Consider the following 22,034-nt stretch of genomic DNA (forward strand, 5'->3'; position numbering starts at 1 on the left):
CTGGCGCCGAAATGAGGAACGCGCCAGCGAGCGCGGCCAGGGCGGCGAGATCACGTAAGCGGAGACGCATCGGTGACTCCTGGGAGTAGGGATGTGGGCGGGGTAGGACGCGCGGTCTGGGGGAGGGGAGTACATCTGTCGCCGACTGTCACGAAGGTGTCAGCGCGGGGTGTCGGAGGTGTCGCGACAGGTGACGCGTGGCGTTGACCTGTAACTCCCTCCCGCCTTTTGCGAGGGTCGCGGGTGGGTGCCCCGAGGGGTGCCACGGATCAAGGAAGTGACCCGCCGATCTTGCAACCGGAGGGGCCGTGCGTTCCCTGCCCTGGCCGCAGCCCTCGGGCGTAGCCTGGCAGTGGATACGGAACGAATCGAGAGAACCCTGATGCTCGACGACCTCGAAGGGAAGCGCACAGGCGAGCGGATCCAGACGATCCGGGAACGCAAAGGGATGAGCAGGGCAGTACTGGCCGGCCTTGTCGGCTACTCTGCGGAGTGGCTCAAGGGCATCGAGTCCGGCCGACGCCTTCCGCCCCGCCTGCCTGTGCTCATCCGCCTCGCCGAAGTGCTCGCCGTGGGCGACGTCGCCATCCTTGCCGGAAGCGACATGGACCTCGGCGGGAACATCACCATCCCCATCAGCGCGTTCGCCCGGATACCGCACGAGGCGGTGCCCGCCATCCGTGAGGCTGTCCGGGCGCCCCTGCTCACGATCACCGAGCAGCCGCAACAGGTCGCAGCGCTTCGCCAACGCACCGCCGACGCCTGGCAGGTGTGGCACACCTCCCGCAGCCACCGCACAGACGTAGGCCGGGTCCTGCCCTCCCTCATCCGCGACGTGCGGGCCTCTGCCCGCCAGGCGCAGGGCGAGGAACGGCGCAATGTCCACGCCGTGCTCGCTGACCTGTGGGCGCTCGTACAGCACGTCATCGTGTGGGCGAGCGAGCCAGAGCTGATCTGGGTGGTCGCCGACCGGGCCATGGCCGCCGCCCAGGAGGCCGACCAGCCCGCCGCGCTGGCCGGGGCCGCCTGGACCTACGCCATCGTGCAACGCTCCGGGGGCGACACCGACGCAGCCCTCACCCTCGCCCTCGACGCGGCCGGTCTGCTCCGCGACCGGCTCGACGACGGCGGCGACGAACTTCGCGCCCTGTACGGCGCGATGCAGCTGCACGCCGCCACCACCGCGGCCCGCGCCGGCCGGGAGGGCGACGCCTGGCGGTTCTGGGATGAGGCCGCCGCCGTCGCCCGTCGCCTGCCTACCGGCTATCACCACCCGTGGACCCAGTTCGGCAGCTCGAATGTCGCGTTGCACGCGGTGTCGATCGGTGCCGACCTGACCAAGTCGGCCAGCGCGAAGGACCGGGCAGAGCAGATCGACCCCGACAGCATCCCGTCCCGAGAGCGGCGGGCCCGGCTACACGTAGAGATCGCCCGCACCTACCACCAGCGGCGCGACTGGTCGTCCATGCTCGACTGGCTGCAACAGGCGTATGCAATCTCCCACGACTCGGTGCACTTCAGCCCAACCGGCCGCTTGATGGCCTCCGACGCGGTCGACCAGGGCGGCCCGCTCATCGAGCGTCGAGCACGCGGTTTCGCTCAGGAGCTCGGACTGCCCCTGTAGGTCAGGGGTGCACACTGCACCCCTGCGGCGAGGGGTACAGATGGCACCGGTGCCCGGTATCGGTGCGCATACGGTGCGTGCATGACGGAAGCCAGCAGCCGGATAGTCGATGAAGGCGGGTCGGTCGGAGGACCAATGACCGACGACGAGCTACTCACCCTCCTTCGCGCCACCAGCGAGAGCGCCCGAGAGGCCATGGCACAGGCGGCTCTCCTACAGGACTTGAGAGGCCGTCAACTGTCGGTGCTGCGCAATACCTACCCAGGGTGGGACATCGATTTTGAGCGCTCTGTGTCCGGCCAGGTGTGGTGGACGGCCGAGCTGCGCAAGGCCGTCACCGTCGAAATGGTGGCGGCCGGGGTTGTGCAGTGCATCCGCCAACCGGATGCGGTTGCGCTCGCGGCAACACTGGCCTGGCAGTCGGCTCTTGTCCACAACAGCCGAGCCCACAACATGTTCGGCACATGAACTCCCCGGCTCGCCGCGTCGCCCCCGTCGAGGCGGGCCGGGTTGGTGGCCCCGCAACTCGTTGGCCTGCTGTCCCGATGTCTGCGGCCGGCGGGACGGCGCGGGGCCACTTTCCACCGGCCGGGGCTCGCAATCCACCGCTTGCGTGGCCCCGGCCCCCACAGTCCGCCCAGCCTGAGGCTTCTTGCCTCTTCGCACAGGCTGGGCTGCCGGTCCTGCGCCGTCGGTCAAGGCCCCCGAGGGCCTAAGACAGTCGAGGCAAACGTGGGACCGCCCCAACGTCCGGCAGGCCCACGTCTACTGCCGGGCCCGGCCCCGTCCTGCATTGCGCTGGACGGCGCCGCCACGACCAGGGCTCAGCCGCCACTACTGATCCAGGCCAGCTCTTCCGCGATCTGATCGTTATGGGCATTGGCGATGGCAGGTGCCTTGTGGTCCTAGCTGATGCAGAACTCGTTGCCCTCCGGGTCGTGCAGGGTGACCGCGTAGTTGTCGGGCAGGCCGTCCACCAGCAGCACCTTCGACAACGTCGCCCCCAGCCACCAGCCGTTCGGCCTCGGTGCCGAAGGCCCCGCCGCCCCACTGATGAAGAGACACTGTTGGCGAAGTAGACCAAACAGAAACGGCCCCGTGATCACAGAAGCGATCACGGGGCCTTTCCCATGCTAGGAGCTGTCGAGCCCGCGCAGCCCGCTGCTCTAGTCGGGAGGGGTGGGCTTGGCGTTGCTCCAGCCCGAGTCCAAGACCGCCCGGTAGCCCAGCGTCCTGCCGGGAACCTTCCACTTCTGGCTGTTGGGGCCTGGTTCAAGCTGGATGTCACGGCTGCCCAGGACCTTGCCGGTCCGCTGGTCGAAGAGCGCCTCTCGCTGGAATTTCCCACGGCCGTCAGCGCGCTCGAGTGGGGCCGCGAGGCCGACCGCCGGTCGGCCGAGCGGATCCGTGACGGCGCCTAGCTGCCGCACGCCCGGATAATCGGTGATCAGGCGCATGAGACCGGCTCGCACCTTGGGCGGCACGGGCGTATCTACAAGGGCGGAGAAGACCCCGCCGAACACCTCTGTAGGGCCGTTGCAGCGCCTCGGCGCTCCAGACCCGCCCGCGATGAACCTGACCGAGCCTTCGCACAGCAGCTTGCGCAGCTCTTCGGGGTCGGTAGGCAGCTCTTGGAGCTCCTGATAGGTGAACTGGCCGACGCCGCGGATGAGGAATGTGCCGCCGCCCTGGTCGTTCGGATGGTCCTCCTGCCAGGCACCCGACTTCGTCCTGACGATCCTGCTCGCGCCCGACGAGCCCACCGTCCAGCTCGAAGGGGAACCCGCCGCGCGCCAGGCGTCGGCGTCGGCGCGGGTCTGGGGCTTACCCGCGAAGTCGCGGCCGTAGAAGGACTCGCCGTCGCCGCGGGTTCTTCCCGTCCACTCGAAGTACTCGGTGCGCTTCTCCACGACGTACCCGCCGGTCCTGCCGAGCGCGAGCGCCGCGAAGCCGGAGCGCTGGTGCGTGTACCAGTAGCGACCCTGCTGTTGCAGCTCCGCCTGAGAGGCGGCGGCCAGCATCATGTCGCGAGGCGACAGAGCATGAGGCATGGCCTGCACGCCCGTCTGCGGTCGTGCGGGATCGTCGTGGGCGAGCGTCATACCCGCTGCCACGGCCGCGACCGTGGCAGCGGCCACCAAGCCGAGCGGCATGCGCCACGTACGGCGAGAGCGCGGCCGTGCGGTGTCGTCCTGGCTCAACATCCGGGTACGGGCGGCCGCCGCGGCCTCCTCGGAGGGCGGGGGCGGGTCGTCGTACACCCCACGTACGAGATGCAGCTCGTTCATCGATGTGTCTCCTCCTCATCGAGCAGCGGATTCGTTCCGCCCAGCGCCTTGCGTAGCTTCTTGCGAGCCCGGTTGAGCCGCGAGGACACCGTGCCGAAGGGCACGTCCAGAGCCTGCGCCCCCTCGTCGTAGCTCAGCCCCGAGAGCGCCACCAGTAGCAACACGTCACGCTGGGCCGCGGGCAGGGCGGCGATGGCCCTGGCCAGCGTGCCTTTGACGGCTTGCGCGCTCACCTTCGCCGTCACCTCGTCCTCGTGACCTCGGGCCGAGTTCGCCCCCGGATGCAGCCGGTCCACGGCACGAAGGAGGCGCACCTCGTTGCGGCGGTGCCGGCTGATGAGGTTGGTCGCGATGCCGTAGAGCCAGGGGCGGGCGCTGCGGCGGCTCATGTCGTAGCGGCGACGCTGCCGGAAGGCGAGGGCGAACGTCTCAGCGCAGACGTCGTCGGCGGCGTGCGGGCCGAGTCGGCGGGAGACGTACCGGTGGATCTCCGCGTAGTGCGCGTCGAAGACGGCGCCGAAACGCTCGGGTTCGTCCCAGGACCGTTCGATCACCACGGCATCGTCCTGCGACGGTGAGGCAACGTCCCGAGGATCGGCCAGGTGTGGCTCATTCATGCATGTGACTCATTCAGTCAAAGCCTTAAGGTCGGCGGGACATCGGTCACCTGTTGTTGTCCGCAGGCCGCCTTCGCCTTCCCCTGAATTTCGGCGCGTCGGCTGGGGAGCAGTCTCAGCGTGGACCCGTCCCATAGGCCGCAGCGCGTGGGTGCTCCGTTGGAAGCTCTCCGGCTATCTGGCCGGGTCCATCTCCGGGCCGTTTTTCGCGTTGAGGCATTCGGGTTGTTGATCAACCGACTCCGTAGCAGGCTAGGGAATACCTGGGCCGCGAGATCGGAGTCTTCCCATGTCTCTGCGGCCCCGCTCCTACTGTGAGGTGCCTGAGGAAACCGTTCGAGTAGCGCGAGCGGCGTTCCCGGGCGCAAGCCCGGTCATCCGAATCCGCGACGCCCTCGGAGTGATCTACGAAGACGAGCAGTTCGAGGGCCTGTTCTCGTCGAGAGGGCAGCCCGCGCTGTCTCCAGGACGCCTGGCGATGGTATTGGTGCTGCAGTTCAGCGAGGGCTTGCCTGACCGGCAGGCCGCTGAGGCAGTACGGCGCGCATCGATTGGAAGTACACTCTGGGCCTCGACTTGACCGATCCGGGCTTCGACTTCTCCGTGCTGAGCGAGTTCCGGGCCCGGCTGGTGGCGGGAAGCTGCGAACAGCAGATTCTGGACACCGTGCTGGAGCGGGCGGCTGAGGCTGGACTGCTCAAGACGGCAGGGCGTGCCCGGACGGACTCCACCCACGTGCTGGCGGCCATCCGCGAGCTCAACCGGCTGGAGTTGGTCGGCGAGATGCTGCGGGCCGCGCTCAACGCACTGGCTGCGGCAGCACCCGAATGGCTGACCAGCGTGGCCGAGCCTGACTGGTAGGACCGGTATAACCGCCGGATCGAGGATTTCCGGCTGCCCAAGGCGCTGCCCAAGGCGCTGCCCGCGCGCATCGAACAGGCGGAGATCATCAGGTGTGGGTGCAGCAGTTCCACACCGTCGATGACGTGGTGCGCTGGCGGCACCCCAAAGACCTTCCCGCCACCGCACTCGTCCATGACAGCCTCACCCGTCGCGAAAGGGCGGCTACCCCGCGTCGGCGTTCACCATCGATTGGGACAACCGCCAGGTGACCTGCCCCAGCGGCAAGACCAGCATTCGATGGGCGATCGAACCCGGCCGAGACAAGAGCGAGATTCGGGTCGAGTTCTCCCAGCGTGACTGCAGCCGCTGCCCCGTCAAAGCCGAGTGCACTCGAAGCCGGCGTCGGCGGATGACGTTACGCCCCCAGGCCGAACACGAGGTCCTGGCCCGGGCACGGGCCGAACAGCAAACCGACCAGTGGAAAAATCGCCACCAGGCCCGGCAGGGCATCGAAGCCACCATTGCCCAGGGCGTCAAGGCGTTCGGCCTGCGACGATCACGCTACCGGGGCACGGGCAAGACGCACCTGCAGCACCCGTACACGAGTCGACGATCTTCCATGACGACGTACGTGGCCAGGCCGCGACTATCGCCGAAGGGGTGGGTAAGCATGTTCGCCTTTTAGTTCTCCCGCCTGAGCGGCTCTCCGCTCCACGGGGCGACCTCGAGCATGGCGAGCAGCTCCATGAACGTGGCGAGGGCTGCCGCTGGCAAGGCGTCGCGCTGCTGCTCGGCCACCGGATCGAGCTCGACGGCGTACATCTCTTTAGTCGCCGCGCCGCCGCATGCGGGCTTTGTAGGCGTCATCCACCCTGACGGCGCCGGGTGGTGACTCTCCCCGCTCCAGGTACTCCAGGGCGCGTTCGGCTGCCTGGATTGTCTCTGTGTACTCGTACGGGTCGGCCTTCTGGTACGCGGTCCACCACCAGCTGTCCTGGAAGGACTGGATGGGGGCCAGGTCATAGTCGAGCTTGGCCTTGTCGAGCGCATGCCAGTACTCGCGATCGAACATGGCCCGATCCTCCGGAGGGAGCGCGGCCCGGATGTTCTTCGGGCTGCGGTTGCTCTTGAGCGACGCGCGGATCTCCTCCGGCGTCCGGTGAAGGTCGTGCGCTTCAGGCGTCATCACTCTGCCCCTCCTTCAGCCGCCCTCTAAGCCGAAACCTAGCTGATGCAGAACTCATTGCCCTCCGGGTCGAGCAGGGTGATCGCGTAGTAGTCGGGCACGCCCTCCACCAGGAGCACCTTCGACAGCGTCGCCCCCAGCCCGATCAGCCGCTCGGCCTCGGCGTCGAGCTGGGTCTTGCGGACCTCCACCGGCCGGTCGCGCCCGGACGTGATCGACAGGTCGAGGTGGAGGCGGTTTTTGACCACCTTGCCCTCGGGCACCTTCTGGAACCACAGCCGCGGCCCCACCCCGGCCGGATCGACGACCGAGTCATAGCCGCCGTCGCCGGTCAGCTCCTCCTCGGGCAGCCCCCGGGCGCGCCAGTAGTCCTGCCAGGTGGCGAAGCCCTGCGGGGGCTCCTCCAGCCGGTAGCGGAGCGCCTCGGCCCAGAACCTGGCCAGCTTGTCGGGGTCGGCGCAGTCGAACGCCACCTGAAGCTTCACGCCCGTCATGATGCCCGGTCGGTACGACAGAAACGGGGCTCCACCGGCCCGGACAGACCGGTGGAGCCCCGACAGGAAATCCCAGGAACCACCCGAGTGATTCCCCGGGAGGCCGCCTAGTCCTCCTCTCGTGACGCAGGCGTGACCGGTTCGATGTGGCGCCGTTCCATCAGCTTCCTGAACAGCGGCGCGAGCAGCGCGAGCAGGGAGAGCAGCAGCAGGATCACCGCGATGGGGCTGCGCACCAGCACGGTCACGTCGCCCGCCCCGATGGCCAGGGCCCGGCGGAGCTGGATCTCCGCCATCGGCCCCAGGATCAGGCCGATCACCGCCGGGGCGACCGGCAGTCCGAAGCGCCGCATCGCGTATCCGAGCAGGCCCAGCAGGAAGAGCGCGACCAGGTCCACCACCGAGCCGTTCAGGGCGTACACGCCGAGCGCGGCGAACAGCACGATGCCCGCGTACAGGTACGGCCGGGGAATGCGCAGCACGCGCGCCCAGAGCGGCGCCAGGGGCAGGTTCAGCACGAGGAGCATCGTGTTGCCGATGAACAGCGACGCGATCATGCCCCACACCAGGGCCGGGTTGTGGTCGAACAGCTGCGGCCCGGGCTGCAGGCCGTACTGCTGGAAGGCGGCGAGCAGGATCGCGGCCGTCGCGGACGTGGGCAGGCCCAGCGTCAGCAGCGGCACCAGGGTTCCGGCGGCCGAGGCGTTGTTGGCCGCCTCGGGCCCGGCGACGCCTTCGATGGCGCCCTTGCCGAACTCCTCCTTGGCGACGCCGCGGGCCAGCCGCTTCTCGGCCGCGTACGACAGGAAGGTCGGGATCTCGGCGCCGCCGCCGGGCAGCGCGCCGAACGGGAAGCCGAGCGCGGTGCCGCGCAGCCAGGGCAGCCACGACCGGCGCCAGTCGGTACGGCCCATCCAGGCCCGGCCCACGGGCACCACTTCGGGCAGTGAGTGGCGCAGCCGCGAGGCCACGTACAGGGCCTCGCCCAGCGCGAACAGCCCGACGGCCACGACCACCACGTCCACGCCGTCGAGCAACTGGTCCATGCCGAGCGTGAGCCGCGCCTGCCCGGTCTGCTGGTCGATGCCGATCAGCCCGATCACCAGGCCGAACCCGAGCGAGGCCAGCCCGCGCACGACCGAGCGGGACAGCACCGACGACACCGCGGTGAAGGCCAGGATCGCCAGCGCGAAGTAGTCCTCGGGACCGAAGGAGATGGCGAAGCTCACCACCGCGGGCGCCGCCACGACCAGCAGCGCGGTCGCGATGGTGCCCGCCACGAACGAGCCGATGGCCGCGGTGGCCAGCGCCTGCGCCGCCCGGCCGCGCCTGGCCATCTTGTTGCCCTCCAGCGCGGTGATCATCGAGGACGACTCGCCGGGGGTGTTGAGCAGGATGGAGGTGGTCGAGCCGCCGTACATGCCGCCGTAGTAGATCCCGGCGAACATGATGAACGCGCTGGTCGGCGGTACGGTGAAGGTGATGGGCAGGAGCAGCGCCACGGTCATGGCGGGCCCGATGCCGGGCAGCACGCCGACGAGGGTGCCGAGGGTGACGCCGATGAGCGCGTACATGAGGTTGATCGGCGTCAGTGCCCCGGCGAAACCGTCGAGCAGGAGCTGGAACGAGTTCACCTAGATCACCCCCCGCAGCAGCCCGCCCGGCAGCGACACGCCCAGGCCCTTGACGAACAGCAGGTACGTGGCGATCCCCAGGACCACCCCGACGCCCGCCGCGCGCAGCTTGTGCTCCGCGCCGAGCACCAGCGACAGGCCGAAGAACAGCAGGCTCGCGGCGATGATCCAGCCGAGCACGTTCAGCACCGCGGTGAACGCCAGGAAGATCCCGCTCACCAGCCCGACGCTGCGCCAGTCGGCGGGCGCGTCCACGTCGACGTCCTCGCTCTCCTCGGGGTCGCCGCGCCCGCCCCTGAGCACGTCGGCCACATAGAACAGGCCGACGACGATCATGGAGCCGCCCACCAGCATCGGGAAGAACCGCGGCCCGATGCCGAGCTGCGAGGCGGCGGCGGACACGTCGAGCGTGCCGATCACGACGAACACCCCGAGCGCGAGCACGATCAGAGCCAGCCCCAGCTCGGGCCGCCACCGCAGGCGCCGCTTCTCGCCCTCACCGGGGCCGGTAGGACCGGTCGTGGTCTCGGACATCAGGAGACGACGCCCAGCTCGGCGATGATGGTCTTGACCTTGGCCTGCTCGGCGTCGAGGTAGTCGGCGAACTGCTGGCCGGTCTGGAAGGAGTCGATCCAGCCGTTCTTGGCCACCGCGTCCTTCCACACCTGCGAGTCGTGCATCTTGGTCACCAGGTCGGTCAGCGACTTCTTGGCGGCGTCGTCGAGCCCGGGGGGCGCCACGAAGCCGCGCCAGTTGGTCAGCTCGACGTTCAGCCCGGCCTCCTTGAGCGTGGGCGCGTCGAGATCGGGCAGCCGCTGGCCCGAGGTCACGGCCAGTGCGCGCAGCTTGCCGGACTTCACGTGCTCGGCGAACTCTCCGACGCCCGAGATGCCGACGCTCACCTTGTTGCCGAGCAGCTCGTTCAGCGCCTCGCCGCCGCCCGAGTGGGCGATGTAGTTGACCTGCTTCGGGTCCACGCCGGCGGCCTTGGCCATCAGCCCGGCCGCGATGTGGTCGGTGCCGCCGGCCGAACCGCCCGAGATGGACACCTTCTTCGGGTCGGCCTTCCAGGCGGCGACCAGGTCGGCCACCGACTTGAGCGGGGAGGCCGCCGGGACCACGATGATCTCGTACTCCTCGGTCAGCTTGGCGATCGGCGTGGTCTGGGCCAGCGTGACCTTGGACTTGTTCTGCTCGATCGCGCCGACCATCACCAGGCCCATGGTCATCAGCAGGTTGCCGTTGCCCTTCTCGCCGGCCAACTGGGCGAGGCCGATCGTGCCGCCCGCGCCGGGCACGTTGTACACCTCGACCCGGCGCTTCGGGTCGACGGCCTTGAGCGCTTGCTCGGCCGTACGGGATGTCTGGTCCCAGCCGCCGCCCGGTGAGGCGGGAGCCATGATGCGCAGAGCGCCGGTCCCCCCGCCGTCAGAGCCGGAGCCGGCGCCGCAGCCGGACACCGCGGCGACGGAGAGCGCCGCGACGGCGGCGAGTATGCGGAGACGCATGATCACTCCAAAGGGGGGATTTCACGTTACGAGATACTGGATGGTGAAGTCCGTTGCCGATGGAGTCGACCTTTTTACGATAGCCGTCGTATAGGTCGTATTGGTCGCAACCCCCCTGTGACCTCGGCATGTTTCCATGGGCCAGGTGAGACGGGTACGTGACGCCTCCCTCGGAACCCAGCTGTTCGTGCTCCAGATGGTCATCGTGCTGCTGGCCGTCGGAGGCACAGGAGGCGTGTGGGCCAATCACACGCGCGCCCAACTGGACTCGCTGTACGAGCAGCGGGCGCTGGCGATCGCCCAGTCCGTGGCGGGGCTGCCTCAGGTCAGGGCCGCGTTCGACATCAAGGATCCGCAGAGCGTGCTGCAGCCGCTCGCGCTGAGCGTCCAGCAGGCGACCGGCGCCGACTACGTGGTCATCGCCAACCGCGAGCAGACGCGGTACGCCCACCCCAACGCCGCGTTGATCGGCAAGCGGCTGTCCACCGACGGCGCCTCGGTGCTGAGGACCGGCAGGAGCTGGGTCGGCACCGAGACCGGCACGATAGGCACCACGGTCAGGGGCAAGGCGCCGATCTTCGACGAGTACGGCAACGTCATCGGCCTGGTCTCCGTCGGCGTGCTCCAGACCACGGTCACCGGTCAGCTCGCGGGCGCGCTGCCGCCGCTGGTGTGGACCGCGCTGGCCGTGCTGCTCTCCGGCCTCGCGGCGGCGGCGCTGATCACCGCGCGGGTGCGCCGGCAGACGTTCGGCCTGGAGCCGCGCGAGATCGCCGGGCTGCTGGAGCAGCGCGAGGGCGTGTTGCACGGGGTCAAGGAGGGCGTGCTCGCGCTCGACCTCGGGGGTCGCGTGACGCTCGTCAACGACTCCGCCCGCGAGCTGCTCGGCGAGGTGGGCGAGGACCTTACCCAGATGCCGGTCTCCGAGCGGATGCGCGACGTGCTCGGCGGCGCCGACCCGGGGGAGGACCGGATCGTGCTGCACGGCGAGCGGGTGCTGGTCCTCAACCGCACGCCGGTCTCCGTACGCGGCCAGCACCGCGGCTGGGTGGTCACCCTCAGGGACCGCACCGAGCTCGTACGGCTGGCCCGCGAGCTCGACGACACCAGCAGCGCCACCGAGGCGCTCAGGGCCCAGGCGCACGAGTTCGCCAACCGCATGCACACCGTCGTCGGCCTGCTCGAACTGGGCGAGCACGACGCCGCGATCGGCTTCATCACCCGCACCACCCGCGGCACGTACGTCACCGGCCTGCGCGACCGCGTCCAGGACCCCACGCTGGCCGCGCTGCTGCTCGCCAAGTCGGCGGAGGCGGCCGAGCGCGGCGTCCAGCTCGTCCTGTCCGAGGACTCCGCCGTGGCGGAGGACGTCCTCGGCGACCCGCAGGACGCGGTCCTGGTGGTCGGCAACCTGGTGGCCAACGCGATGGACGCGCTCGACGGGGCCACGGGCACGATCGAGGTGTCGGTGCTGACCGACGCCGAGGGCCTGCACGTCCGGGTCGGCGACTCGGGCCCCGGCATCGCTCCGGACCTGGTCGAAGAGGTGTTCAGGGAGGGGTTCACCACGAAGGCCGCCCATTCGGGGCCGCGCGGGCTCGGCCTGGCGCTGACCCGGCAGGCGTGCCTGCGCAGGGGCGGCTGGGTGAAGGTGGGCAACGCGGACGGCGCCGTCTTCACCGCGCTGCTGCCCGCACCGGTCCGGGAACCGGTGCGATGAACGAGATCCGGGTGCTGGTCGTGGACGACGACTTCATGGTGGCGCGCATCCACAGCGGCTACGTGGCGCGGATGCCCGGCTTCCGGGTGGTGGCCGCCGCGCACACCGGGGCCGCCGCGCTCGCCATGACCGCCGAGCACCGGCCCGACCTCGTGCTGCTCGACATCTACCTACCCGACATGTCGGGACTTGAGGTGCTCAAGGCGCTGCACGACGTGGACGTCCTCATGATCAGCGCCGCCCGCGACGTGTCCACGGTCAGGGAGGCGATGCGCGGCGGCGCGGTCAACTACCTGATCAAGCCGTTCACCGCCGCCGCGCTGACCGAGCGGCTCCAGCAGTACGCCGACACTCGCAAGCGGCTCACCGCCATCGGCGCGGAGGCCCGTCAGGACGACGTGGACCGGCTCTTCGGCACGCAGCCCATCGCGGCGCCGCTGCCCAAGGGCCTGTCGTCGGCGACGTGCGCGCTGGTCGCCGACACGCTTCGGGAGTCGGGCGGCGACCTGTCGGCGGCCGAGGCCGCCTCGCTCGCGGGCCTGTCCCGCGTCAGCGCCCGCCGTTATCTCGAATACCTGTGCGTCGCCGGGCATGCCGAACTCAGGCCCCGGTACGGTACGGCCGGACGCCCCGAACATCGCTACCGGTGGCTAGGTTGACACACTTCCGTAGTCATTTCTCGTGACATATCCCAATGCCCGTGCCTTACTGTTGCCTGAGGATGTGGCTGCGGAGCGGGAGGAGATTGAGGCGTGCGTAACGCCGGACCGATCGAATCGCCGACCGACCCTTTTGCTTCAGTGCCTTTGCCCATGTCAGGCGGCAGCAAGAAGCCTCGGGTCGAGGGGCTGCCCCCGGGGGTGTCCCGTGACATCTTCGGGCCGCCCGGTCAGCCGGAGCCACGACCACCGACTCCCAGCGTGTCGAATGGTCCGAACGGCCAGAGCGGCCCGCAGGGCGGCGGAGCCCTGCCTCCGGTGGCACCCCCGCCCCAGCCGTGGCCGGTGAACGAGGGGCGGTGGCAGGATCCGCCCGCGCCGCCCGCCCCCGTGTTCGGCCTGCCGGGCGCCGCCGAGCGGCTGCCCGCCTTCCTCGATCCGGAGCCGTCCCGCCGCCGTCGCCTCCTGCCCGCGGTGGTCCTGCTCGTCGTGGTCCTGCTGGCGCTGGCGTACCTGGTGCCGGCCGTGCTCATGTCGGGGTCCGTACTGCGTGGCACGCGCGTGGCCGGTGTGGACATCGGCGGACTCACCGTGACGCAGGCGGCCGACAAGCTCCGCACCGAGCTCTCGACCAAGCTGAACAAGCCCGTCGTCGCCGACATCGGTGGTCGCAAGGAGACCATCCAGGCCGATGAGGCCGGCCTCGAGCTCGACGTGGTCAGCACGATCGGACAGGCGCCCAGCGGCTTCCCCAGCCCGGTCGAGGTATGGCGGGGGCTGACCGGCACCACCGATCTCCAGCCGAAGATGACGATCGACTCCTCCCAGCTGGCCAGGACCGTCGAGGGGCTGGCGGAGACCTACGACAAGAAGCCGCGCGACGGCCGGGTGGCCTTCAAGAACGGGAAGCCCGTCACCTCGGAGCCGCACGACGGCGTGGTGCTCGACAAGAGCGACGCCGTCCGCGTGATCACCGACGCCTTCCTCACCAGCCGCGAATCGGTCTTCCTCGCGCTCAGGCCCGCCAAGCCCGACACCACGCCCACCGCCGTCAAGCAGGCCGAGACCGCCGCCAAGCGGGCGGTCTCCGCTCCCCTGACGCTGAAGCTCGGCGCCAAGCAGGCCCTGCTGCCCCCGGCCGCGATCGCCGCCAACCTGACCTTCGTCTCCGACGACAGCGGCGGGCTGGCCCCCCAGTTCGACGCCGAAGCGGCGCTCACCTCGGTGGAGAGCAAGCTCGTCGACGCGGCGCAGGCGCCGCGTGACGCCACCTACCAGATCGTCAACGGCAAGCCGGTGCTGGTCCCCGCCCACCGCGGCAGGGGAGTCGACGCCAAGCAGCTGGCCCGCGACGTGGCCAAGGTGGTCAGCGGCAGCGGCCCGCGCGTCATCCCGGTGTCGCTCGCCGTCGTCTCCCCGAGGGTGGGCACCGAAGAGGTGAGCGGGCTCGGCGTCAAGGAGAACATCGCCGAGTTCACCACGACCTTCGACTGCTGCCTGCCCCGCGTGACGAACATCCAGCGGATGGCGGCCCAGCTCGACGGCTACCTGGTGAAGCCGGGGGAGACGTTCTCGATCAACGACATCGTGGGCGAGCGCACCGTCGAGGGCGGCTACGTCCAGGCGGGGCAGATCGTCGGCGGCCGGATGGTGCCCATGATCGGCGGCGGCGCCTCGCAGTTCGCCACCACGATGTACAACGCGGCCTTCTTCGGCGGGTTCGACGATGTCTACCACCTGCCGATGGACTACCACGCCGCCCGCTACCCGGCCGGTCGCGACGCCGCCCTGCTCTACCCGGACATGGACCTCAAGTGGCGCAACGACTCCGACTACGGCGTGCTGATCAAGACGGCGTCGACCGGCACCTCGGTCACCGTGCAGCTGTGGAGCACCAAGCGCTACGACAAGATCGAGGCCGTCGAGTCGGAGAAGCGGAACTTCACCCCGTTCCGCCGCGAGACCAGCTCCGTCCCCGGCTGCATGGCCACGATCGGCGAGCAGGGCTTCACGATCGACGTCGCCCGCGTGTTCGTCAAGGACGGCAAGGAAGTCAAGCGGGACAAGAAGCTGACCACGAAGTACCGGCCGCAGGCCCAGACGACGTGCGCGACCGGCAACTAGCTAGGAACGGCGCGGGCTGACGGACAGGATCCGGTCGTCGCCGTCCCTGGGGTCGCCCCGGCGGTCCTTGTTGCTGGTGGACATCCACAGCGTGCCGTCAGGGGCCGTGGCCAGGCCGCGGAGCCGGCCGTACGTGCCGGTGAAGTGCGCGACCGGCGTGCCGGGCGAGCCGTCCTGGCCCAGCGGGATCTGCCACAGGCGCTCGCCGCGCAGCGCGGCCACCCAGAGCGAGCCGTCGGCGTAGGCCGCGCCGGAGGGTGAGGCCTCCGAGGGGGGCCAGGTGACGATCGGGTTGACGAACTCCGGGTCGTCGCCCTTGCCCTCCACCTCGGGCCAGCCGTAGTTGGCGCCCGGCTTGATGAGGTTGACCTCGTCGTGGCGGTTCTGGCCGAACTCCGACGCGTACAGCCGCCCTGCCGGATCCCAGGCCAGGCCCTGCACGTTGCGGTGGCCGAGGCTGTAGACGAGCGTGCCGAACGGGTTGCCGGGCGCGGGGGCCCCGTCCACCGTCATGCGCAGGATCTTGCCGCCGAGGGAGTCGCGCCGCTGGGCGAGTTGCCGGTCGCCCGTCTCGCCCGTGGTGGCGTACAGGTAGCCGTCGGGGCCGAACGCCAGCCGGCCGCCGTTGTGAATGCCGCCCTTGGGGATGCCCCGGACGATCACCTTCGGGTCGGACACCGTGTCGCCGGTGAACCGGTAACGGACGATCCGGTTGTCGTCGGCCGCGGTGAAGTACACGAAGAGCTGGTCCTGCTTGACCGCCACGCCCATCAGCCCGCCCTCGCCGCCGGGGGCGACCCCGTGGATCCGGCCCAGCTCGGTGACCTTGCCCGCCGGGGTCACCCGCAGCAGCCTGGCCGTGTCACGCTCGGTCACCAGCGCGTCGCCGCCGGGCAGGAACGCGATCCCCCACGGCACGGCCAGATCTCTCGCCACGGTCTTCGGCTCACCGGGCGGTGGCGCCGCGGGAACGGTCGACACCGCGCCACCGGCGCTGGAGCAGGCGGTCAGCACGGTGGACAGCAAGAGGATCAGGAGCTTTCTCATGTGTTCCATACTTCCTCCCTGGCCGTAAGGTTCTCGGCATGAAGATCTGGGTCCCTTCTGGTGCCGTTGCCGATGTTCTGACCGATCTGCCTGGGGTGGAATGCGACGTTTATGACGGTACGGGCCCAGTCCCTGTTGGCATAGGCGAGGTGGAGGTGTGGATCCCGCCGCTGGTCACGGTCGCGGACGTGCAGGGCCTGCTGGCCGCGATGACCTCGCTGCGCCTCGTACAGACCGTCACCGCGGGCGTGGAACCGTACCGGCCCCACATGCCCGAAGGCGCGGTGCTGTGCAACGCGCGCGGCGTGCACGACGCCGGCACCGCCGAGTGGGCGGTCGGCGCGATGATCGCGGTGCTGCGGGAGTTCCCGGGCTTCGTCGACGCGCAGCGCCAGGGGGAATGGACCTACCACCACACGGACGTGCTGGCCGACTCCAAGGTGCTGATCGTCGGCTACGGCTCCATCGGCGCGGCGCTGGAACGGCGGCTCGACGGCTTCGAGGTCGAGGTCGTCCGGGTGGCCAGGAGCGCGCGTGACGGCGTGCACCCCCTCGACGAGCTGCCCGCGCTGCTGCCGGACGCCGATGTGGTGGTGCTGCTCGTGCCCGCCACGCCGGAGACGGCCGGGATGGCCGACGCCGGGTTCCTGGCCCGGATGAAGGACGGCGCGGTACTGGTCAACGCGGCGCGCGGCGGCGTCGTCGACACCGACGCGCTGGTCTCGGAGCTGAAGACCGGCAGACTGCGCGCGGCGCTCGACGTGACCGCCCCCGAACCGCTGCCGGCGGGCCACCCGCTGTGGAGTGTGCCCGGCCTGCTGATCACCCCGCACGTCGCGGGCAGCACCCCCGCGTCGGGGCGGCGCATGCTGCGCCTGATGCGCTCGCAGCTCCTCCGCTATCTGTCCGGTGAGCAGCTGAACAACATCATCACCGACGCGTATTGAGAGGATTCCGGAACGTGGCTGGCCCGTGACCTTCGGTGCGTACGGTTGCCTCTAACTGAGGCTTCCTGACTCGCTGTCAAGTGAATCTTCGGGGCAATTGGTCTGTGTGGTTATCAGATCGGTGACGACATCGTCGTTGTCACCACCCGCACACCCGCAAACGCACACACTGGCGATGTGATCGACCGGACTTCGGCGATCGCTGAGACAGTGTTCGAGACGGGATGGGCTAACGACTGTGATCCGCTGGCGTGATCCACGGGCACCACTGGCCGCCGCGGCGGCGTTCGGTGCGGCGGGGTTCGCGGCTGCGCTCCTTGCGGGCGGCCCGGCTCTGCTCACCGGCGCGATCGCCGGACTGCTCGCGGCGCTGCTCGCCGCCGCCTCACTCCTGGTCGCCTCGATCAAGCTGGGCGAGCCCGGCTCGACCGCGATGGGCGCCCGCTGGATGGGCAGCGGTGCCATCGTCTGGGCCGCCGGGGTCGGGGTCCGCCCGATCGCCGACAGTTCCAGTGTCGCGGTGAGTTTCGCGGACCTGCTCGTGCTGCTCGGCGGGGTGCTCACGGCGGGCGGGGTGCTCATCGCGGCCCGGCGCAGGCTGCCCGCCACGGTGGTGCTGCGGCACGTCACCGGCGCCTACCTGTGCGCCGCCTCGCTCTTCGTGATCGCCTGGGTGGTGCTGCTGCGGCAGGTCTACGCCGACGCCGCCGACCCGGCGATGTTCACCTTCGCCATGGTGCCGCCGATGATCACCCTGCTGGTGACCTGCGCCGTGATCCCCTCCGTCATCACGAGCAGGAGCGCGGCCTGGCCGATCGGCCTCGCGGGCATCGGGGTGCTCGCCACCACCACGGTCGCCGGAGTGGCCGCCGCGATCGCGCGTCTCACCGGCGGTGTCCCGCCGACGTGGAGCATCATGATCGCGCCCGTGGCCTACCTGCTCCTGGCCGCCGTGCCCTGGGGGCGGCGGCCGGCCGACCCGGAGGCCCGCCCGGACCGTAGCTCCATCGGCAACCTGATCGCGATGGTGCCGATGGCACTGGTCGCCGTCGCGACCTGCACGCTGCTCGTGCACCTGGCGGGCGGGCAGGCGCAGACCCCGGTCACCGGCGTCGTCGTGCTCATCGCCTCGGTGGTCCTGCTCCTGGTCATCCGGTTGTTCGTGCTCGCCGCGGCCAACATGCGGCTGCGCAGGCAGGTCTCGCTCGGCGACCGGCAGCTCAGGGAGCTGGCCGAGAGCACTGGCGACGTGGTGCTGATCTGCGACTACGAGGGCGTGGTGTACGAGATCGGCGCCGGGGTCGAGGTGACGTACGGCTACCGCCCCGAGCAGCTCGTCGGCGGGACGATCTTCGACTACATCCACCCGGAGGACGTACCCGGCATCCAGGCCGCGCTGCGCGCGATGGGCCTGGACGACGAGGGCGCCACCTCCGGCGCCTGCCTGATCGCCTGCCGCGTACGCGCGGCCGACGGCACCTGGCGGCCCACCGAGTCCGTCGCCACCCGCCACGTGGGCGGTGAGGACCAGCTACTGGTGACCATCAGGGACGTGAGCGACGAGGAGGCCCTGCGCAACCAGGTCGCCCACCTGACCTTCCACGACGGCGTCACCGGGCTGCCCAACCGCTCCTACTTCGAGGAGCGCACGCGCGAGGTGCTGTCCGGCAGGACGTCGGGCAACGTCGCGGTCATCTTCCTCGACCTCGACGGGTTCACCTCGGTCAACGACTCCGTCGGCCACGCCAGCGGCGACTACCTGCTCGGGCAGGCAGCGCGCCGGCTGCGTGGGGCCGTACGCCCCGACGACACGCTCGCCCGGTGGGGCGGCGACGAGTTCGCGGTGCTCCTGGAGACGGGCGGCGAGGCGCAAATAGCCGTCGACCTGGCCGAACGGCTGGTCAGGGCGGTCTCGCAGGAGCCGTTCCGGGTGGCCGACCGCGACGTGGCGCTCACCGCGAGCGTGGGCGTGGCCTTCGCCGAGGACGACATGCCCTCCGGCGACCTCATCCGCAACGCGGACGTGGCCATGGCCAGGGCCAAGGAGCTGGGCGGGCGCCGGGTGGAGGTGTTCGCCGCGCAGATGCACGCCGACGTGGTACGCAGGCTGGAGCTGGCGGCCGACCTGCAGCGGGCGCTGATCGAGCACCAGTTCGCCATCGAATACCAGCCGGTCGTCGACCTGGCCACCTCCCGGGTGACCGCGGTGGAGGCGCTGGTGCGGTGGTGGCGCGGCTCGGAGTTCGTGCCGCCCGACCAGTTCCTCGGCCCCGCCGAGGACACCGGCCTGATCGTGCCGCTGGGCGAGTGGATCCTGCACGAGGCGTGCCGCGAGGTGGCCGCCTGGCGGGCCTCCTCCTGGGACATCGGGCTGTCGCTCAACCTGTCGGCCCGCCAGATCACCGCGCCGCGCTTCGTCGAGACGGTCGAGGAGGCGCTCGCCGAGAGTGGGCTGCCCGCCTCCGCCCTCACCCTCGAAGTGATCGAGGAGATGCTGGTCGAGGACGCCGAGGAGACGGTCAAGCGGCTGTCGGAGCTGCGCGCCCTGGGCGTACGGCTGGCCATCGACGACTTCGGCACCGGCTACGCCTCGCTGGCGTTCCTCAGGCAGCTCCCGGTCGACATGATCAAGATCGATCCGTCGTTCGTGTCCGGGCTGGGCATGGACGAGACGCTGACCCTGCTCACCCGCACGATCGTCCGGCTCGGCCACGACCTGGGCCTCATCGTGGTGGCCGAGGGCATCGAGCGCCCCGAGCAGCTCGAACTCCTGCGGGAAATGGGCTGCACCAGAGGCCAGGGCTTCCTGGTGGCGCGGCCGATGGCGGCTCGCGGAGTGGACTCGCTGATGCGGACCAGTCTCACGGTTTGAGACATGTGTCCACGAAGTTGACACCAGGCCCTCCGGTGGGGCTAAGGTGTGGCCATGCTTCGCAGTGAGATTCTCGTAGTACTTCGCCGGCGCGCGGGCCGATAGCGAAGCACTACCGCCTGCGCGCCGCCCCAGTCCCACCTCCGGTGGATGGGGCATTTTTTATGTCCTTAAGGTGTAGCCACGCAAGGAACGAGCCGATGACCGAACGGATGACAGGTGCACAGGCCCTGGTCAGGGCGTTGGAGCACGTGGGAGTCGACACTGTGTTCGGGATTCCCGGCGGCGCCATCCTGCCCGCCTACGATCCCCTGTACGACTCGACCAAAGTCCGGCACGTGCTCGTACGGCACGAGCAGGGCGCGGGTCACGCGGCCGAGGGGTACGCGCAGGCCACCGGCAAGGTCGGGGTCTGCATGGCGACCAGCGGCCCCGGCGCGACGAACCTGGTCACGCCCATCGCCGACGCCTACATGGACTCGGTGCCGATCGTGGCGATCACCGGCCAGGTGGCCAGCGGGGCGATCGGCACGGACGCCTTCCAGGAAGCCGACATCTCCGGCATCACCATGCCGATCACCAAGCACAACTTCCTGGTCACCGATCCGCAGGACATCCCCCGCACGATCGTGGAGGCCTTCCACATCGCCTCCACGGGCCGTCCCGGTCCGGTCCTGGTCGACATCTCCAAGGACGCGTTGCAGGCCGACGCCACGTTCAGCTGGCCGCCGGTCATGCAGCTGCCCGGCTACCGGCCGGTGACCCGGCCGCACTCCAAGCAGATCCGCGAAGCCGCGAAGCTGATCGCCGAGGCCAAGCGCCCGGTGCTCTACGTGGGCGGCGGCGTGCACAAGGCGGGCGCCGCGCCCGAGCTGCTCCGGCTGGCCGAGCTCACCAACATCCCGGTCGTCACCACGCTGATGGCGCGCGGCACGTTCCCCGACAGCCATCCCCAGCACATGGGCATGCCGGGCATGCACGGCAGCGTCACGGCCGTCGGCGCGCTGCAGAAGTCCGACCTGCTCATCGGCCTGGGCGTGCGCTTCGACGACCGGGTGACCGGCCAGCTCTCGACGTTCGCGCCGCACGCGAAGGTCGTCCACGCCGACATCGACCCGGCGGAGATCTCCAAGAACCGTCACGCCGACGTGCCGATCGTGGGCGACTGCAAGGAGGTCATCACCGACCTGCTCGCCGCCTTCGAGACCGCCGGGCTGGAGGGCGACTACGCCGACTGGTGGAAGCTGCTCAACGGCATGAAGGAGACCTACCCGCTCGGCTACGAGGAGTTCGAGGACGGGTCGCTGGCCCCCCAGTACGTCATGGAGCGGCTCAGCGCCATCGCCGGGCCCGACACCTACTACGTGGCGGGCGTGGGGCAGCACCAGATGTGGGCCTCGCAGTTCATCGACTACGAGAACCCGGGCACGTTCATCAACTCCGGCGGCCTCGGTACGATGGGCTTCGCCGTGCCGGCCGCGATGGGCGCCAAGATGGGCCGGCCGGACAGCACCGTGTGGGCCATCGACGGCGACGGCTGCTTCCAGATGACCAACCAGGAGCTCGCCACCTGCGCCGTTGAGGGCGTGCCGATCAAGGTCGCGATCATCAACAACGGTAACCTCGGCATGATCCGCCAATGGCAGACGCTCTTCTATGACAAGCGCTACTCCAACTCCGACCTCCAGACGACCCGCCGGATCCCCGACTTCGTCAAACTGGCGGAGGCCTATGGTTGTGTCGGGCTGCGGTGCGAGCGACCGGAAGACGTCGACGCGACCATCAAGAAGGCCATGGAGATCAACGACGTGCCCGTCGTGGTCGACTTCGTGGTCCACCAGGACGCGATGGTCTGGCCGATGGTCGCGGCGGGCACGAGCAATGACAGCATCAAGATCGCCCGGGACATGGCGCCGAAGTGGGAGAGCGAAGATGAGTAGGCATACGCTTTCTGTGCTTGTGGAGAACAAGCCGGGCGTACTGGCGCGCGTGTCCGCGCTGTTCAGCAGGCGCGGCTTCAACATCGACTCGCTGGCCGTGGGTCCGACCGAGCACAGCGACGTCTCGCGCATGACCATCGTCGTCAGCGTCGAGGAGCTGCCGCTGGAGCAGGTCACCAAGCAGCTCAACAAGCTGGTGAACGTGCTCAAGATCGTGGAGCTCGACTCGACCCAGTCCGTGCAGCGCGAGCTCATGCTGATCAAGGTCAAGGCCGACGCCGACAGCCGCTCGCACGTGCTGGAGCTCGTCCAGCTCTTCCGCGCCCGCTGCATCGACGTGGCGGCCGACGCCGTGACCATCGAGGTCACCGGCACTCCCGACAAGCTCGAGGCCTTCGTCAAGGTGCTCGAACCCTTCGGGATCAAGGAGCTCGTCCAATCGGGCATGGTGGCCATCGGCCGCGGCGCCCGTTCCATCACCGACCGGTCCCTAAGGGCACTGGACCGTACCGCCTGAAAGGTTTATGCAAG

Annotated in this window: 19 protein-coding genes and 1 pseudogene; 11 read left to right on the forward strand and 9 right to left on the reverse strand. The window is 69.7% G+C overall.

Annotation, left to right across the window (positions count from 1 at the left end):
• Nucleotides 1-352 precede the first annotated feature (352 nt).
• Together AB0F17_RS13340 and AB0F17_RS13345 are read left to right on the forward strand one after the other, a co-directional pair.
• A complete protein-coding gene (locus tag AB0F17_RS13340) occupies nucleotides 353-1,624 on the forward strand; it encodes a helix-turn-helix transcriptional regulator (protein WP_358021108.1) in 1,272 nt (423 codons plus the stop codon).
• Between the two features lie 135 nt (nucleotides 1,625-1,759).
• On the forward strand, nucleotides 1,760-2,092 hold the full coding sequence (locus tag AB0F17_RS13345; protein ID WP_358021111.1) for a hypothetical protein: 333 nt from the start codon (nucleotides 1,760-1,762) through the stop codon (nucleotides 2,090-2,092).
• A gap of 698 nt (nucleotides 2,093-2,790) precedes the next feature.
• Here AB0F17_RS13345 and AB0F17_RS13350 read toward each other — a convergent pair.
• Together AB0F17_RS13350 and AB0F17_RS13355 are read right to left on the reverse strand one after the other, a co-directional pair.
• A complete protein-coding gene (locus AB0F17_RS13350; protein WP_358021114.1) occupies nucleotides 2,791-3,912 on the reverse strand; it encodes a CU044_5270 family protein in 1,122 nt (373 codons plus the stop codon).
• Entirely contained in the window at nucleotides 3,909-4,529 is a 621-nt protein-coding gene (locus AB0F17_RS13355) for an RNA polymerase sigma factor (protein ID WP_358021117.1), read from the reverse strand. Before AB0F17_RS13355 ends, AB0F17_RS13350 begins: the two co-directional genes overlap by 4 nt.
• Nucleotides 4,530-4,818: 289 nt before the next feature.
• Here AB0F17_RS13355 and AB0F17_RS13360 point away from each other — a divergent pair.
• Nucleotides 4,819-5,509: pseudogene (locus tag AB0F17_RS13360) on the forward strand (transposase); the annotation flags it as partial.
• A gap of 128 nt (nucleotides 5,510-5,637) precedes the next feature.
• A complete protein-coding gene (locus AB0F17_RS13365) occupies nucleotides 5,638-6,057 on the forward strand; it encodes a transposase (protein ID WP_358021119.1) in 420 nt (139 codons plus the stop codon).
• Here AB0F17_RS13365 and AB0F17_RS13370 read toward each other — a convergent pair.
• The 6 genes from AB0F17_RS13370 to AB0F17_RS13395 form a co-directional block, all read right to left on the reverse strand.
• Nucleotides 6,054-6,194: a hypothetical protein gene (locus AB0F17_RS13370; protein WP_358021121.1), complete on the reverse strand. Its 141-nt coding sequence runs from the start codon at nucleotides 6,192-6,194 to the stop codon at nucleotides 6,054-6,056. The two genes, AB0F17_RS13365 and AB0F17_RS13370, sit on opposite strands and share 4 nt — an antisense overlap.
• Before the next feature lie 4 nt (nucleotides 6,195-6,198).
• On the reverse strand, nucleotides 6,199-6,558 hold the full coding sequence (locus AB0F17_RS13375) for a DUF6247 family protein (protein WP_358022331.1): 360 nt from the start codon (nucleotides 6,556-6,558) through the stop codon (nucleotides 6,199-6,201).
• 38 nt (nucleotides 6,559-6,596) lie between these two features.
• Nucleotides 6,597-7,052: a VOC family protein gene (locus AB0F17_RS13380; protein ID WP_358021124.1), complete on the reverse strand. Its 456-nt coding sequence runs from the start codon at nucleotides 7,050-7,052 to the stop codon at nucleotides 6,597-6,599.
• A 107-nt stretch (nucleotides 7,053-7,159) separates the two neighbouring features.
• On the reverse strand, nucleotides 7,160-8,686 hold the full coding sequence (locus tag AB0F17_RS13385) for a tripartite tricarboxylate transporter permease (protein WP_358021127.1): 1,527 nt from the start codon (nucleotides 8,684-8,686) through the stop codon (nucleotides 7,160-7,162).
• Nucleotides 8,687-9,220, reverse strand: a complete 534-nt coding sequence (locus AB0F17_RS13390) for a tripartite tricarboxylate transporter TctB family protein (protein ID WP_358021130.1) — start codon at nucleotides 9,218-9,220, stop codon at nucleotides 8,687-8,689. It abuts the gene before it with no gap.
• Nucleotides 9,220-10,194 (reverse strand): tripartite tricarboxylate transporter substrate binding protein, encoded by a 975-nt coding sequence (locus AB0F17_RS13395; RefSeq protein ID WP_358021133.1) that lies wholly within the window; start codon nucleotides 10,192-10,194, stop codon nucleotides 9,220-9,222. Before AB0F17_RS13395 ends, AB0F17_RS13390 begins: the two co-directional genes overlap by 1 nt.
• Before the next feature lie 136 nt (nucleotides 10,195-10,330).
• Here AB0F17_RS13395 and AB0F17_RS13400 point away from each other — a divergent pair, with 136 nt between their 5' ends.
• From AB0F17_RS13400 to AB0F17_RS13410, 3 genes are all read left to right on the forward strand, one after another.
• Complete coding sequence (locus AB0F17_RS13400) at nucleotides 10,331-11,914, forward strand: sensor histidine kinase (protein ID WP_358021136.1); 1,584 nt, start codon at nucleotides 10,331-10,333, stop codon at nucleotides 11,912-11,914.
• Nucleotides 11,911-12,573 carry a response regulator gene (locus tag AB0F17_RS13405; RefSeq protein ID WP_358021139.1) on the forward strand — a complete coding sequence of 221 codons (663 nt, stop codon included), beginning with the start codon at nucleotides 11,911-11,913 and terminating at the stop codon, nucleotides 12,571-12,573. The genes AB0F17_RS13400 and AB0F17_RS13405 overlap by 4 nt, the downstream gene beginning before the upstream one ends.
• Before the next feature lie 261 nt (nucleotides 12,574-12,834).
• Nucleotides 12,835-14,697: a VanW family protein gene (locus AB0F17_RS13410; RefSeq protein ID WP_358021142.1), complete on the forward strand. Its 1,863-nt coding sequence runs from the start codon at nucleotides 12,835-12,837 to the stop codon at nucleotides 14,695-14,697.
• Here AB0F17_RS13410 and AB0F17_RS13415 read toward each other — a convergent pair whose 3' ends face one another.
• Entirely contained in the window at nucleotides 14,698-15,744 is a 1,047-nt protein-coding gene (locus AB0F17_RS13415; RefSeq protein ID WP_358021145.1) for a PQQ-dependent sugar dehydrogenase, read from the reverse strand.
• A 149-nt stretch (nucleotides 15,745-15,893) separates the two neighbouring features.
• Here AB0F17_RS13415 and AB0F17_RS13420 point away from each other — a divergent pair, with 149 nt between their 5' ends.
• From AB0F17_RS13420 to ilvN, 4 genes are all read left to right on the forward strand, one after another.
• A complete protein-coding gene (locus AB0F17_RS13420; protein WP_358021148.1) occupies nucleotides 15,894-16,691 on the forward strand; it encodes a 2-hydroxyacid dehydrogenase in 798 nt (265 codons plus the stop codon).
• A 238-nt stretch (nucleotides 16,692-16,929) separates the two neighbouring features.
• On the forward strand, nucleotides 16,930-19,563 hold the full coding sequence (locus AB0F17_RS13425) for a GGDEF domain-containing protein (RefSeq protein ID WP_358021151.1): 2,634 nt from the start codon (nucleotides 16,930-16,932) through the stop codon (nucleotides 19,561-19,563).
• Nucleotides 19,564-19,763: 200 nt separating this feature from the next.
• Entirely contained in the window at nucleotides 19,764-21,503 is a 1,740-nt protein-coding gene (locus AB0F17_RS13430; protein ID WP_358021154.1) for an acetolactate synthase large subunit, read from the forward strand.
• The gene (gene ilvN / locus AB0F17_RS13435; RefSeq protein WP_358021157.1) at nucleotides 21,496-22,020 is read left to right on the forward strand and encodes an acetolactate synthase small subunit; all 525 of its coding nucleotides are present in this window, start codon (nucleotides 21,496-21,498) and stop codon (nucleotides 22,018-22,020) included. Before AB0F17_RS13430 ends, ilvN begins: the two co-directional genes overlap by 8 nt.
• Nucleotides 22,021-22,034 lie beyond the last annotated feature (14 nt).

Origin of the sequence: Nonomuraea sp. NPDC026600, from assembly GCF_040638335.1 — a bacterium.
Lineage (GTDB): Bacteria > Actinomycetota > Actinomycetes > Streptosporangiales > Streptosporangiaceae > Nonomuraea.